This window comes from Actinophytocola sp., from assembly GCF_035634895.1.
Lineage (GTDB): Bacteria > Actinomycetota > Actinomycetes > Mycobacteriales > Pseudonocardiaceae > Actinophytocola.
In genome coordinates, this window is the sequence record NZ_DASQCC010000210.1 from 13,547 (window position 1) to 27,765 (window position 14,219).

Below are 14,219 nucleotides of genomic sequence, written 5' to 3' on the forward strand. Positions count from 1 at the left end.
CGATCCGTCCACAATGGACAAAGGGCGACAGAGTGGCGCCAGGCGGAGGAAACGGACGAAGATTGTCTCGATTCGGACAGATATTGCTCGTTCGTGTATTGCGTGCCGTTTGAAGTGCTCCTGCATCGGTGGGAATATGGGAGGCGTTACCGAGAAGGAGTTCTGGTATGTCCGATTATACGACCTCGTACGCCCGGAAACCCGAACTTGGCGGCATTCTGGCCGGCTTCGACGGGTCCGTGGTAGCTCGGGAGGCGGCGCTGTGGGCCGCGGCCGAGGCTCATGATCGCGGCAGCCCGCTCGTTCTCGCGCGCTCGTACGAGCGCCCCATCTGGACCGACGCCGACCCGCTGCCGGACGACGCCCGCGCGTGGCACTGCGACCACTCGCTACGCGTGCTGGCCGACGAGTGCCGCGCCCACCACCCCGACCTGAGGATCAGCGGCCTGATCCGCGACGGCCACCCCGGCAAGGCGCTGGCCGGGCTGGCGACGAAGCTCGACGCCGACCTGGTGGTGATCGGCTCGCGGGGCTACGGGCCGATCGCGCGGCTGGTGCTGAGGTCGACCGCCGCCGACCTCGTCCACCTGGTGGACCGGCCGGTCGTCGTGGTGCGCGGCGCCGTCGGGCCAGGGCCGGTGCTGCTCGGGCTGGCCGGCGCGGAGACGGACCGGCAGGCGATCGAGTTCGCGTTCGAGTTCGCGGCGCGGCACGGGAATGCGCTGCACGCTGTGCACGGGCACCATCACGCACGCAGGCCGGATGCGCTCACGCGGTGTCTCGCGCCGTGGCAGGAGCGGTATCCGGGCGTCGAGGTGGAGACCGAGGTGGTCCGGGACAGGCCGTCCCACGCGCTGCTCGAACGGTCCGCCGGGGCACGGCTGCTGGTCGTGGGAAGTCATCGCCACAACGCCGCGCATCGGGTGCTGCTCGGGTCGATCAGCCACACGACGCTGTACCACGCGGAGTGCCCGGTGGCGGTCGTGCCGGCCGGTCGCGCGGTACGCCGGCCGGCGCCGACCACGGTCACCAGCTCGGCCGGGTGACCGGGTCGACGGTCGCGGCGTCCGGTACGTGAGCGGTCACGACACTGCCGGCGCGGGCCGCGGTGCGCCCTGGATGATGTCCTCGACACCGCGAGCGCCGGCGGTGCCGGTCGTGCCGTGGCGGTAGGGCACCAGCAGAGCGGCGACGACCGCGAGTACGCAGATCCCGCCCGCGACGAGGAAGGCGATCACGTAACCGTCCACAGTGGGCAGTGGCACGCCCGGCAGGGTCCGCGAGGCGAGGATCGCGGTCGCGATGGCCGTGCCGATCGAGCCGCCGACCGAGCGCAGCGTCGAGTTGACGCTGTTGGCGACGCTGGTCTTCTCCGGCGCGACCGAGGTGTTCAGCAGTGCCGGCATGGCACCCATCGCCAGCCCCAGGCCGAGGCCGAGCAGGCCGGAGGCCACGTAGAACTCCCAGTGCTCGGCGTGGAAGCCGGCCAGGTAGGCGAACGTGCCGGCGGCGGTGAACATGCCGATCGCGAGTGGCCACCGGGGACCGACACGCCGGATCAGCGTGGCGACGAGCGCGGCCGCGGCGAGGGTGCCGGCGGTCAGCGGCAGCAGGGTCAGGCCCGCGCCGAGGACGTCGGAGCCGAAGCCGTAGCCGGCCTGGCTCGGGGTCTGCACGAACTGGAGGACCAGGACGAACGCGCCGAACATCCCGGCGCCGGCGAGGAACGCGGTCAGGTTGGTGCCGAGGACGACGGGGTTGCGCATCATCCGCATGTCGACCAGCGGCTGGCGCACCCTGGTCTCCACGAAGCCCCACAGGGCCAGCAGCGCGGCGCCACCGGCGAACAGGCCGAGGATGATGCCGGAGCCCCAGCCCCAGGCCGTGCCGCGGTTGATGCCGAGGACGATGCAGACCAGGCCGCCGGCCAGGGTCAGCGCGCCCCAGACGTCCGCGGTGAACTTCGAGGTCGTCTCCGTCAGCCGGACGAGGACGGCGACGCCGAGCAGGCCGATCGCGGTGGCCGCCGCGGAGATCCAGAACATGCCCTGCGCGGTGACGTCCGCCTTGGTCAGCAGGCCGGAGAACAGCAGGCCCGCGCCGGCGCCGATGCCGGTCAGCGCGCTCAGCAGCGCGAGGCTGGCCGGGACGCGGTGCGCCGGGAAGATCGAGCGCACGATCCCGATCGCGAGCGGCATGGCGGCGAAGCCCATCCCCTGCAGTGCCCGGCCGATCAGCACGACCCACATCGTGTGGGACAGGGCGGCCAGCACCGAGCCGGCGGTGACCAGGACGAGCGTGATCATCAGTACGCGTTTGCGGCCGAGCGCGTCGCCGAGCGAGCCGAGGATCGGCGTGAAGACCGCGGCGGACAGCAGGTTGACCGTGACGACCCAGGAGACGTCGGCCATCGACACGTGCAGCGAGGTCGCGAGGCCCGGCAGGATCGGCAGGACCAGGCTCTGCATCACCACGATGGCGAACGTGGAAAGGGCGAGCACCAGCAGGACGGCGGTCGGGTGCGTGCTCCGCTTTTCGGACACCTCGGACTCCTCATGTAGTCGCTTGACGACTTCGACTGTACGGGTCATGTCATCGACCGACTACATGACCGCCGGTGAGCCTCACCACATGACGTTTCCGCAGGTGTACGGTAAAGTCGTCATTTGACTACTTCTTTACTCCGGAGGCTGACATGGAGGCCACCAGCACACGACGGCGAGACAGCGCGGCAACACGTGCCGCACTGCTGGCGGCGGCGCGGACGCTGATGGCCCAGCACGGGGTGGAGGGGACGAGCACCCGGGACGTGGCCGCGGCGGCGGGGGTCAACCAGGCGCTGGTGTACCGCTACTTCGGGTCGAAGGAGAAGCTGTTCGCGGAGGCGGCGTCCGCCGAGAAGTCACTGGCCGACGACCTGATCACGAGCGCGCCGCTGGCGTCGCTGCCACGGGTGCTGCTGAACCACATCCTCGACCTCGGCGAGGCTGAGGAGGCCGGCGAGCTGTCGACGCTCGTGGCCGCCGCGAACTCCGAGGCCGTGCGGGCGATCATCCGGCACCGGGTCGAGGCGTCGTTCTCGACCCGGTTGGCGGAGCGGCTGACCGGGCCGGACGCGGCCCTGCGCGCGGAGCTGTTCGCCGGGATCCTGGTCGGGGTCGCCTTCCTCCGCCACAAGGTCGGCACGGCGACCATGTCGTCGGCCGACCGTGAGACGCTGTGCGCGTACGTCGAGAAGATGACCACGTCGCTCCTGTACTGAAGGCGTTTGCCACCGGCGGGAATATTCGGGTAGGCTGCGGACGTCTACTGGTTGTGGTCGTGGCCATCGCCCCCACACACCTTCTTTTCGGATCAACAAAGCGTCATCGCCCGCGTGCTTTCCGTAGCCGGGTAGTGTGATCCGCCTATCCTCTTTGGAGATTCTCCATGTCCAGCAATATATCTGGCATCTTCGACAGCACCCGTAACCGTACGTTCGTCCGGGCCGAGGGGTATCTGCCCGGGCCTGACGACGTGTCCGTCCCCGGTGGACTCGTCCGCGAGCACGACCTGCGTCGCGGTGACCTGGTGACCGGGCGGGTCGACGGCGGCAAGCTCGCCGGGGTCGACACCGTCAACGGGCACCGCCCCGGCCGCCGGCGGCCGAGCTTCACCGAGCTCACTCCCTTGTATCCCAACGAGAGGCTCCGCCTCGAGACCGAGCCGCACATTCTCACCACCCGGGTCGTCGACCTCGTCATGCCGGTCGGCAAGGGCCAGCGTGCGCTCATCGTCGCTCCCCCGAAGGCCGGCAAGACCAGCGTGCTGCAGTCCATCGCGCACGGCATCGCCAAGAACCACCCCGAATGCCACCTCATGCTCGTGCTCGTCGGCGAGCGTCCCGAGGAGGTCACCGACCTGGCGCGGGGCGTTCCCGCCGAGGTCATCGCCGCCACGTTCGACCAGCCGCCCGCCGAGCACATCGCCCTCGCGGAACTGGCCATCGAGCGGGCCAAGCGGCTCGTCGAGCAGGGACGCGACGTCGTCGTGCTGCTCGACTCGCTCACCCGTCTCGGCCGTGCCTACAACCTCGGCGCCCCGGCCACCGGCCGCATCCTGACCGGCGGCGTCGACTCCGCCGCCCTCGCCCCGCCCAAGCGCTTCCTCGGCGCCGCACGGAACATCGAGGGCGGCGGGTCGCTGACCATCTTCGCCTCCGCCCTCGTCGAGACCGGATCCGCCGGTGACTCCGTCATCTTCGAGGAGTTCAAGGGCACCAGCAACGCCGAGCTACGCCTCGACCGGCGCACGGCCGAGAACCGCGTGTACCCGGCCGTCGACATCCGCCAGTCCGGCACCCGCAAGGAAGAGCTGCTTCTCGGCCCGTCCGAGCTGGCCGTCGCCCGGGCGATCAGGCAGTCACTGTCCACTCGGGACAACGCCACCGAGCTCCTGCTCGACGGTCTACGCAAGACCCAGACCAACCACGAGTTCCTCACCCGCCGCTGAGATACGCCGCACGTACCGCCTGTCGTTGCCGCTTCCCGCTGGTAGTCCTGGGAATGCCGCCACGCGGCAGCACCACCACGTCCGCCAGCGAGAGTCCGAACGCCTGCCGCACGGCCGTCGCGACCTCGGTGCGCAACCGTGGCCACTCCCCCGGCTTCGCCCTCGTCTCCACCACCGCGACGACCTGCTCGGTGACCGTCGTGTCGCCGTGGTAGGAGAACACCGCGGCGAGACTCGCCGCCGGATGTTCCTCGATGGTCCGCTCGATGTCGTACGGCGGGATGTTCCTGCCCCGCACGATCAGCATCTCCTTGGTGCGGCCCACCACGTACAGCTCACCGTCGACCACCATCCCGAGATCACCCGTGTCGTGGAAGCCACCCGGGGGCACGTTCAGGCCTTCGGTCGTGAGGTAGCCGGCCATCACCGAGCTGCCGCCGACCTCGATCTCGCCGACCTCCCCGTCAGGTGCGTCGACCCGTAACGTCAGCCCCTCGATCGACTGACCACATGAGACGATCTGCCGTGTCGGTTGCAGCTCGTCCCGGGAGGGAGCCTGGAACTCCTGCCAGCGAACCCTGCCGAACGACGTGTCGGTCGTCGCGTGCTTGGTCTGGCACAGGGTCGTCGCGACGACCGTCTCCGCCATGCCGTAGCACGGCGCCAGCGTGTCCTCCGCCAGCCCGTACTCGCTGAACGTGTCCTGGAAGTGCCGCAGGACACCTACCGCGATCGGCTCCGCGCCGACGTATGCCTGCCGCAGCGCGGAAAGGTCGAGGTCCGTCGCGCCTTTGAACCGGTCGGCGGCCACCCGGTAGGCGAACGGCGGCGCCGAGGTGACGGCGGTCCGCCGGTCGGCCATGTGCCGCAGCCAGGACACCGGGTCCCGCACGAACGACGTCGGCGGCATCAGGTCCACACAGGCCCCCGCGGTGAGACCGATGAGCATCAGCATCAGGCCCATGTCGTGGTAAAGCGGCAGCCAGCTCGTCACGCGGTCGCGGTGCGGGGCGAGGGCGAACGCCGCGTGCAGGGCGTGCAGGTTCGCCGCCACGTTGGCATGGGTCAGCACCGCCGCCTTGGGCGCCGACGTCGAACCGGACGTCAGCTGGATGTGGTGCCACTGCCCGGGTTCCGGTCGCCGCAGCGTGCGCCACGGCGCGCGGCCATGCCGGCGCAGGTCGTCGACCGTGAGCACCGGCACGGAGGCGGCCAGCCGGGTGTCGCTGGTGATCACCGCGGCCGGCCTGATCACGTCGATCGCCGCGCGCAGGTGCCGCGCCCCGGCCGAGGTGGGGTCGTCGGGTTTCGGTGGTGCGGCGACGGTTGCCGGCACGACGCCGCTCAGCAGGCATCCCAGCAGGACGGCCAGGTAGTCCGGGCCGGTCGGTTCGACGATGATGACGCGGTCCTGGAACCCGATGCCGTTGTGCGCGAGGCCGGCCGCCGCGGACCGGCCCCGCTCGGTCAGCTCGGCGCCGGTCAGCTCGGCGGTGAGACCGGCCGTGTCGAGGAACCCGACCGTGGCGTAGTCGAAGCGGTAGTCGACCGTGCTCATGCGGGACCCCGCTGTCTGGTGGCCTTGGCGATGGTCTTCTCGTGCACGAAGTCGACCAGCTCGCCGACGGTGGTGAACGCGTACGCCTTGTCCTCCGGGATGTACACGCGGAACCTGTCCTCGACGCCCGTCACGATCTGCATGAGCGCCAGTGAGTCGACGGGTAGGCTCAGCATCGGCGTGCCGGCGTGCACGGCGTCGATGTCGATCCTCGCGAGGTCGACGCCGTCGAGGGTCTCGGCGATCGCCGCACGCAGTCCGACGAGGATCTGCTCGGGCTCGGGAATGTCAGTCATCTCAACTCCGTGGGTCGAGGCCGAGCGCGGCCTTGCCGATCATGTCGCGCAGCACGTCCAGGTTCGCGCCCATGACGGCGCCCGCCCTGGCGTCGCGGTAGTGGCGTTCGAGTCCGTTGCTGCGCAGGAAACCCTGTCCGCCGGTGACCTGCATGGCCAGGTCGGCCACGGCGATGGCGGCGCTGTTGCAGATGTACTTCGCCAGGTTCATGGCCGGCAGCGCCTCCAGCGGGTCGGTCTCCGCGGTGGCCGCGCCGTGCAGCAGCGACAGGTGGGCGGTGTGCAGGCGCGTGGTCAGCTCGGCGATGTGGAACCGGACTCCCTGGTAGGCGGCCAGGTTCGCGCCGGTGTCCGCGTGCACCCGCCTCGTGACGTGCTCGGTGGCGAACCCGCCGGCGGCCCTGGCGATGCCCAGCGACGCGGCGGCAAGGCCCAGCACGAGGGCGGGCAGTGCGTGCCCCAGCAACGGAAGGCCGCCACCGTGGCCGCCGACGCACGCCGAGGGCTCCACCGCGCAGTCGAGCTGGACCGTGTTGGCGCAGTTGGCCCGCATGCCCATGGCGTCCCAGGTCTCCTTGACCGTCAGGCCGACCGTGTCCGCAGGGAGCAGGAACATCGACTGGCTGCGCCGGAACTCGGCCTCGCCGGACGCCGTGTTGACGAGGTAGTAGTCGGTGTGGCCGGCGCCGGTGCAGAACGCCTTGGTGCCGGCCAGTGTGAAGCCGTGCTCCGTCCGGGTGGCCCGCAGCTGCGGCTTGAGGACGTTGCCGCCGGTGCCCGGCTCGGAGAAGCCCCACGCGACCAGCTTGCCGTTGCGGATCACGTCCTTCAGCGCGTCCCGCGCGGTCTGGCCGGGACTGGCGGACAGCAACCTCGTCGCGCCGCAGTGCATCGCGAAGATCAGCGCGGTGGAGCCGCAGGCCTCGGCCAGCTCCGCGACCGCGAGGCCGTAGGCGACCAGGTCGGCGCCGAGACCGCCGTGGCTTTCGGGGATGAGCAGGCCGAGCAGGCCACTGCCGGCGAGGTCGGTGAAGTTGTCCGCGGGGAACTCGGCCGTGCGGTCGTGTTCCGCGGCGCGGGGCGCCAGGCAGCGGCGGGCGATCGCACGTGCCTGGTCGACGATGTCCTGCTGTGCTGGGGTCAAGGCGAAGTCGACCACGGGGTGCTCCTAGCTGTGTCTGTCGACGGCGGCGGCCAGGGCCTCCGGGGTGTGCCAGCGCGCGTCGATGATGCGGTAGTCGGCTACGGGGTCCGCTGTGGCCGGTTGGTAGACGGCGTTGCCCCACACGGTGAGCCGCGGTGGTGCCAGCCCGGCGGGCAGTGGTTCGCGGTGGCCGTGGTTGAGCTGCCAGCGGGCGTTCGCCGTGAGGTGGAACGGCTCGTCGCACAGGGTCCGGCAGTCGGGCGGGCCGGTACCGTGCCGGCGGGCCGTGGGGCAGGACCGGCCGTAGCCGACGGGTACCGCGTCGACGAGCTGCCGCACCGGCCACCGGGCGCCCGTGACGTCGGTGTCCGTGTCCACCTCGATCGCCCTCACGCCGAGGAGATCCATCAGCGCGGCGTCGATCCCGGCCCGGGGCGGCGTGCCGTCCTTCTGGTTCGCGCTGTGCGGGCGGGACCTGGTGAGCCCGAGACCGGCGACGAGCGGGTGGCCGGACAGGGCCAGCGCGGTGCCGATGTCGTTGACGGCGATCGTGGTGGGGCCGTCGCCGAGCACCGCCAGCAGGCGTTCGAGCAGCTCGTCCGCGGTGCGTGGCCACGCGACCGGCGCCACGACGACGACCTCGCGACCGGCCCGCCGGACCCGGTCGGCGGCCGACCGCAGCTCGTCGCTGATGGGCAGCTTCGTCAGGCAGCCCTCCTGGCCGAGGCCGACCGCCGTGGCCGGCAGGGCCAGCGCCTCGTCCAGTCGATCCACAGTGGACAGTCTGATCTCGATCACGGCGACCTCACACGAACGCCCGCTGCTGCGGGGTGTCCTGGAAGCGGCAGCGTCGCTGGTCGCACAGGCGCGGCAGCCAACCCATCTGCCACATCAGCTCGACCCGGTCGATCTGCTCGATCACCTCCGTGATGGGGACGCCCGCCGCGTGACCACGCAGCGCCCGCCGGTACATCTGGGTGATCTTGGCGTTCTGCCGCTCGTTCGGGCTTTCCCGGCCGGGGATCCGCAGTGCGGTCACCCCGATGCCGGCCAGCGCCGGCACGTCGCACAGCGCGCAGTCCGAGGCACCGTCGAGGAACCCACCCAGGTCGACGCCGGCGCCGTCGGCGTACCCGGCCCGGCAACCCAGCCCGATGCCCGGCGTGTCCGCCAGGCGGCACCGCGTGCAGTCGAGACCGGCGCCGGTCTGCACCGGCGTCTCGATCTCCAGGCCGTCGAGCCGGCAGAAGGCGGCCACCTCGCCCAGGGTGAGCGTGTGCGGCACGACCACCCGGCGCACGCCGTAGACGTCCCGGAGGTGTTCGGCGAACCCGAGCGTCGAGACCCCCAGCTCGCCACCGGCCACAATGGACACTTCCGGGAACCAGGCGCACGCCGGGAGCGAGCCGACCACGACCGTGTCCACGCCGGCGTCCAGTGCCCGCGCGACGTGCTCGCGGTACGCGGACTCGTCGTCCGGGCGCACCACCGGCGTGTCGGCGCAGAAGTGCACGCGCAGCCCGCCTTCGTGCGCGACGGTGACCAGTTCCGCCAGCAGCCCCGGGGACACCTGCGTGGGCTCGCCGTCCCGGTTCGCCGGCAGGGCGTCGAAGCTGACGGACTCCTTCGACCGCAGGCCGACGTGCACCTCGGTCGCGCCGGCCCGGATCTGCAGCTCCAGCATCTTCAGTGACCGGACGGGAGCGTTGAGCTCAGCTGGCACCGGACACCGCCGTGCCGGAGACCCGGCGCAGCCGGTCCACCGCGGCGACCGTGGCGGCGACGGCGGCGTCGATGTCGGCCGCGGTCGTGCCGTGGCCGAACGACAGCCGGACGGTCGCCTTCGCCTGCTCCACGGACACACCCATGGCGGTGAGCACGTGTGAGGGGGAGTCCTGGCCCGCGTGGCACGCCGAGCCCGTCGACACGCAGATGCCCTGCGCGTCGAGGACGTCGGCGAGCGTGTCCGCGCGGATCCCGTCGAACGACACGCTGACCGTCTCGGGGACGACGGGATCGTCGGCGTTCACCCGGACCCCGCCGACCACCGACAGGCCGTCGACCAGCCGCTTGCGCAGCCGCCGGGCCGCCGCCCTGGTCAGGTCGTTGTCCAGGTGCTCGGTGGCGTAGGCCGCCGCGGCGGCCATGCCGAGGATGCCGAGCATGTTCTCGGTGCCGGCGCGCCGGCCCGACTCCTGCCCGCCGCCGTGGATCAGCGGCTCCAGCGTGTGTGGCTCCGACAGCCGCAGCGCGCCGATGCCCTTGGGGCCGCCGAACTTGTGCGCCGACACCGACACGAGGTCCGCACCGAGGCCGGCGACCGGCAGCTTGCCCGCGGTCTGCACGGCGTCGACGTGCACCAGCGCGCCCGCCGCGTGCGCCAGCCCGGTGATCTCCTCGACCGGCTGGACCGCGCCGGTCTCGTTGTTGGCGTGCATCACCGACACCAGCACGGTGTCCGGCCGCAGCGCCGCCGCGATCCGCGCCGGGTCGACGTGGCCGGACGGCTCCGGGCCGACCACGGTGACGTCGACGCCCCGGCGGGACAACGCGGCGGCGCACTCCAGCACGGCCGAGTGCTCGATGGCCGTCGTGACGAGGTGGCCCCGGCGACCGGCGAACGTCCCCTGCAGGGCAAGGTTGATCGCCTCCGAGCCACCGCCGGTGAACACGACCTCCTCGGGTGCGCAGCCCAGCAGCACGGCCACCTGTCCACGCGCGGCGACCAGTGCGTCGTGTGCGGACTGGCCCGCGTCGTGCCGGCTGGACGGGTTGCCGTACAGCCGCAGCCCGTCCCGGATCGCCGACGCGGCGGCCTCGCAAAGTGGCGCGGTGGCGGCGTGGTCCAGGTAGATCAGGTCAGGAGGCGCAGGAAATGGGATCGTCATCGCTCACCCCGCTACGGAAGTTGGCCACCAACCGGTGGGCCACGTCCGCTGCGAGCGCGGCCACGTGGCGCTGGTCAGGCGCGAGCCCGCCGGTCAGCTCCTCGATCCGGTCGGCGTCCAGGGTTCCGGCCAGGTTGACCGACTCTCCCATGAGGACGGTCGTGAGCAGGCTGGCCACCGCGAGCGACGCCGAGCAGCCGAAGGCCTGGAACCTGAGGTCCGCGACGATCCCGTCGCTGACGTGTGCGGTGAGCAGGATCTGGTCACCGCACACCGGGTTGCCGACGAACGCACGCACGTTGGCGCTCGCCAGCTGACCGATGTTGCGCGGGTTCGTGAAGTGGTCGACGACCGTGGGGCTGAAGCGTGGCATGCCGGCCTCACTCGGCCTCGGGGATCGCGCACTCGGCGACGATCTGCTTGTTCTCGATGAACTTCTCGATGCTGACCGCACAGCAGCCCAACTCGGCGCCGTGCCGGCGGCGGCGGAAGGTGACCGTCTGGCCGTTGCGGCCGCAGGGACACGGCGACTCGTCGACCTCGCCGACGTCGTCGGAGAGCAGGAAGCCCGGGTAGGACTCGTTGGTGGCGTCCAGGATCGCGATGAGCCCGGTCGCGCCGACCGCCAGCTCGACGTCCACATCGGACACGTCGCGGATGGAGACGTAGCACCACGGCGGCACGTGCTTGCGGTGGTGCTCGCACTCGACCGCCAGCATGTTGGACTCGATCATGCCGTACATGTCGCGCACGCGGTCGGCGGTGATGCCGAGGTAGGACTCGATCCTGCCGTCGAACTCGTCGCGGCTGATCGACTCGCCGGTGTACCGCTTCCAGCCGCCCAGCGTGATGACCATGGAGTCCTGGTCGAGCTTGAGCGACTGCTCCTCCAGCTCCAGATAGCGCAGCAGGCGGTTGACCAGGAACGGCGGGCCGATGATGTGCCTGGTCATCTCGCCGTGCCAGCGGTTGAGGTGGTCGATGGCCTCCTCGGGGTCGAACGCGTAGTCACGCACGACGTAGACGTGGTCGTCGAAGAAACCGTTGAGCAGGTTGAAGACCTTGACCATGCCCATCTCCGGCGTCTCGGCCGTGGACGGGGAGAGGAACAGGCCGGCACCCTTGGACAGCGCGAAGAAGTCGCGGTAGGTGCTCAGGATGCCGATCAGCGCGCGGGAGACGGTCTCGGTGTCGCGCCGTGCGACGCTGGGCACGCCGCCGGTGCCGGTGGAGCGGATCTCCAGCTCGATGTCGTTCAGCGGCGCGGTCAGCAGCACGTGCGCGTCGGGTCTCTTGAACATGCTCACCGGCAGCAGCGGGACGCGCGGCAGGTCGGCCCGCGTCGCGACGTCGTCGGGCGTCACCCCGTTCGCGTCGCACTGGGCACGGAAGAACTCGTTGCGCTCGAAATGAAACCGGAACGCTTCCCGGAGCACGGTGACAATACCGGCTTCCCATTCCCCCAACGGCAGTCTTAACGCGGCGCCCGGGGCACCGATCATGGTCTCAAGTCGCAATGTGGGGCTCCTCCGCTCGCTGTTACCCACCAGTGGTACCACGGTAGTCAATGGGCGGTTACCGTTGTGTGGAAATCGCGTTGGCGCACACCAACCTACCTCCGGAAAACGGCGGTGATCTCAATGCGGACGGTAACTCCGCAGCGTAGGACCGGCGAGGTTCGCCGGCGAGTGGATCATGCGCGATGGCCCGGTCAATGCGACACGACCATGATCCGATCGCGGTTACATTCGGGAATTACCGAGCGATTCTCCCTGCGTGGGCGGTGCCGTTACCTCGCGGAGGAGCCATGAGCGGCGGCCTCGACGGCCAGGTCTTCCGGCAGGCGATGGCGGCACTGCCCACCGGGGTCAGCGTGCTCACCACGATATACGGCGCCGGCGTACACGGCATGACGGTGGGTTCTCTTACGTCGGTGTCGCTTTCCCCGGCGCTGATTTCCGTGTGCCTGAGAAAAGATTCGCCGTCGTTGCGTCTTATTCGCCGCAATGATGATTTCGGGTTGAGCGTGCTGGCCGACGAACAGATATCCGTCGCCAACTGTTTCGCCACCCCCGAACGTGAAACGGATTCAGTCGAGTACGTCTTCCTGGAGGGCGTGCCCGTCGTTTCCGGGGCGGTCGGCTGGCTGGTCTGCACCCAGCGACACATCTACCCGGCGGGCGACCACGCGATCGTCGTCGGCGCCGTGTCCCGTGCCGAGTCCCGTGCCGGCGAGCCGCTGATCCGGCACCGCTCGCGTTACCGCCACCTGAACCCCGAGGAGGAACCCCTTGTCACGCCTCGCTGAGCGGCAACGCTGGTGGGCGGTCGCCGCGCTGACCCTGGCGGTGCTCACCATCGGCTTCGACATCACCATCATGAACGTGGCCCTGCCGACGATGGCCACGGCACTGTCCGCGGGCACCGACGGTCTACAGTGGATAGTCAACTCCTACATCCTGCTGTTCGCGGGACTCATGCTCCCGGTCGGCGCGATCGCCGACAGGTTCGGCCGCAAACGCCTGCTGCTGACCGGTCTTGCCGTCTTCGCGGCGGCGTCGCTCGCGGCGGCGTGGGCCGGTGACACCGGCGCGGTGGTAGCCGCCCGCGCCGCGCTGGGGGTCGGCGCGGCGATCATCATGCCCAGCACGCTCGCGATCATCGCCGTGCTGTTCGAGCCTGCGGAACGCGGCAGGGCGCTGTCCGTGGTGGTGATGGGCATGGGCGCGGGCATCCCGCTCGGCCCGATCATCGGCGGCTACCTGCTGAACCACTTCTGGTGGGGCTCGATCTTCCTGATCAACGTTCCGGTCGTGGCCGCCGCGATGGTCGCGATCGCCGTGCTGCTGACCGAGTCCCGCGATCCCGACCCGCCGCGTGCGGACCTGCTCGGCGGGTTGCTCTCGACCGTGGGCCTGCTGTCCTTCGTGTACGGTCTGGTCGAGGCGCCGGACCGCGGCTGGGACGACGCGCTCGTGCTCGCGGCGCTGGCCGGCGGGGTCGTGCTGCTCGTCTCCTTCGTCTGGTGGGAACTGCGGGCCCCACGGCCGATGATCGACCTGCGGTTGTTCCGGGTGCGGCTGTTCCGGTGGGGCAACATCAACGCGACGGTGGCGAGCTTCGCGTTGTTCGGCCTGCTTTTCGTGGTGCCGCTGTACCTGCAGTTCGTACTGGGCAACGACGCGTTCGGCACCGGCATCCGGCTGCTGCCGCTGATCGGCGGCTTCGTCGTGGGCGTCGGCGCGGGGACCCGGATCGCCGGCCGGGTCGGGCACCGGCTGCCGGTGGCCGCGGGGTTGTTCCTCACCGGCGCGGGCCTGGCGGTCGGCGCGTTCACCGACATGTCGAGCGGCTTCGGTTATGCCGCGATGTGGTACGCCATCACGGGCCTGGGCATCGGCTCGGCACTGACCCCGTCGATGGACGCGGTGCTCGCCGTGCTCCCGCCGGAACGGTCGGGCTCGGGCACCGCGATCACCATGACGTTGCGGCAGGCCGGCGGCGCGCTGGGCGTGGCGCTGCTGGGCAGCGTGCTGTCACAGGTCTACACGGCCGACCTGAACGTGACGGGCCTGCCACCCGCGGCGGCCGCGGCCGCACACGACTCGATCGCCGGCGCGATGGGCGTCGCGGCGAGGGCGAACCTTCCCACGCTGGCCGCGGACGCCCAGCACGCCTACCTCGACGGTATGACCACGGTGCTCGGCCTGTGCTCGGCCGTCGCCATCGCCGCCGGCCTCACCGCGAGTCTCGCGTTCAAACAGGGTGAGTCGCGTTCTGGTGCAGATCTCGAGGTGCACGAAACCGCGACTCGGGGTGTGTGAACGCGGGACTCGCTGTGT

Annotated in this window: 14 protein-coding genes; 5 read left to right on the forward strand and 9 right to left on the reverse strand. The window is 70.6% G+C overall.

What is annotated here, in order from left to right:
* Window positions 1–167: 167 nt before the first annotated feature.
* Entirely contained in the window at window positions 168–1,046 is an 879-nt protein-coding gene (locus VET29_RS31460) for a universal stress protein (RefSeq protein ID WP_324927395.1), read from the forward strand.
* Window positions 1,047–1,082: 36 nt separating this feature from the next.
* Here VET29_RS31460 and VET29_RS31465 read toward each other — a convergent pair whose 3' ends face one another.
* Window positions 1,083–2,543 (reverse strand): MFS transporter, encoded by a 1,461-nt coding sequence (locus tag VET29_RS31465; protein WP_324927397.1) that lies wholly within the window; start codon window positions 2,541–2,543, stop codon window positions 1,083–1,085.
* A 152-nt stretch (window positions 2,544–2,695) separates the two neighbouring features.
* Here VET29_RS31465 and VET29_RS31470 point away from each other — a divergent pair, with 152 nt between their 5' ends.
* Both VET29_RS31470 and rho read left to right on the forward strand, forming a co-directional pair.
* Window positions 2,696–3,262, forward strand: coding sequence for a TetR/AcrR family transcriptional regulator (locus VET29_RS31470; RefSeq protein WP_324927399.1), 567 nt, complete (start codon window positions 2,696–2,698; stop codon window positions 3,260–3,262).
* A gap of 167 nt (window positions 3,263–3,429) precedes the next feature.
* Complete coding sequence (rho, locus tag VET29_RS31475; RefSeq protein WP_324927402.1) at window positions 3,430–4,491, forward strand: transcription termination factor Rho; 1,062 nt, start codon at window positions 3,430–3,432, stop codon at window positions 4,489–4,491.
* On the opposite strand, the gene VET29_RS31480 is transcribed toward rho, so the two are convergent.
* Genes VET29_RS31480 through VET29_RS31515 form a run of 8 tightly spaced genes read right to left on the reverse strand, consistent with a single transcriptional unit; the run spans window position 4,478 to window position 11,894 of the window.
* Complete coding sequence (locus VET29_RS31480; protein WP_324927404.1) at window positions 4,478–6,049, reverse strand: AMP-binding protein; 1,572 nt, start codon at window positions 6,047–6,049, stop codon at window positions 4,478–4,480. The two genes, rho and VET29_RS31480, sit on opposite strands and share 14 nt — an antisense overlap.
* Window positions 6,046–6,345 carry an acyl carrier protein gene (locus tag VET29_RS31485; RefSeq protein ID WP_324927406.1) on the reverse strand — a complete coding sequence of 100 codons (300 nt, stop codon included), beginning with the start codon at window positions 6,343–6,345 and terminating at the stop codon, window positions 6,046–6,048. Before VET29_RS31485 ends, VET29_RS31480 begins: the two co-directional genes overlap by 4 nt.
* Before the next feature lies 1 nt (window position 6,346).
* Window positions 6,347–7,504, reverse strand: coding sequence for an acyl-CoA dehydrogenase family protein (locus VET29_RS31490; RefSeq protein WP_324927408.1), 1,158 nt, complete (start codon window positions 7,502–7,504; stop codon window positions 6,347–6,349).
* Window positions 7,505–7,513: 9 nt separating this feature from the next.
* Window positions 7,514–8,287, reverse strand: coding sequence for a hypothetical protein (locus tag VET29_RS31495; RefSeq protein WP_324927410.1), 774 nt, complete (start codon window positions 8,285–8,287; stop codon window positions 7,514–7,516).
* Between the two features lie 7 nt (window positions 8,288–8,294).
* Window positions 8,295–9,212 (reverse strand): peptidase U32 family protein, encoded by a 918-nt coding sequence (locus VET29_RS31500; protein WP_324927412.1) that lies wholly within the window; start codon window positions 9,210–9,212, stop codon window positions 8,295–8,297.
* A complete protein-coding gene (locus tag VET29_RS31505) occupies window positions 9,202–10,377 on the reverse strand; it encodes a cysteine desulfurase family protein (protein WP_324927414.1) in 1,176 nt (391 codons plus the stop codon). Before VET29_RS31505 ends, VET29_RS31500 begins: the two co-directional genes overlap by 11 nt.
* Window positions 10,349–10,750, reverse strand: a complete 402-nt coding sequence (locus tag VET29_RS31510; RefSeq protein WP_324927417.1) for an iron-sulfur cluster assembly scaffold protein — start codon at window positions 10,748–10,750, stop codon at window positions 10,349–10,351. Before VET29_RS31510 ends, VET29_RS31505 begins: the two co-directional genes overlap by 29 nt.
* A 7-nt stretch (window positions 10,751–10,757) precedes the next feature.
* Complete coding sequence (locus tag VET29_RS31515; protein WP_324927419.1) at window positions 10,758–11,894, reverse strand: hypothetical protein; 1,137 nt, start codon at window positions 11,892–11,894, stop codon at window positions 10,758–10,760.
* Between the two features lie 290 nt (window positions 11,895–12,184).
* On the opposite strand from VET29_RS31515, the gene VET29_RS31520 reads away from it, so the two are divergent.
* Both VET29_RS31520 and VET29_RS31525 read left to right on the forward strand, forming a co-directional pair.
* On the forward strand, window positions 12,185–12,685 hold the full coding sequence (locus VET29_RS31520; protein ID WP_324927421.1) for a flavin reductase family protein: 501 nt from the start codon (window positions 12,185–12,187) through the stop codon (window positions 12,683–12,685).
* A complete protein-coding gene (locus VET29_RS31525; protein WP_324927423.1) occupies window positions 12,669–14,201 on the forward strand; it encodes a DHA2 family efflux MFS transporter permease subunit in 1,533 nt (510 codons plus the stop codon). Before VET29_RS31520 ends, VET29_RS31525 begins: the two co-directional genes overlap by 17 nt.
* Window positions 14,202–14,219 lie beyond the last annotated feature (18 nt).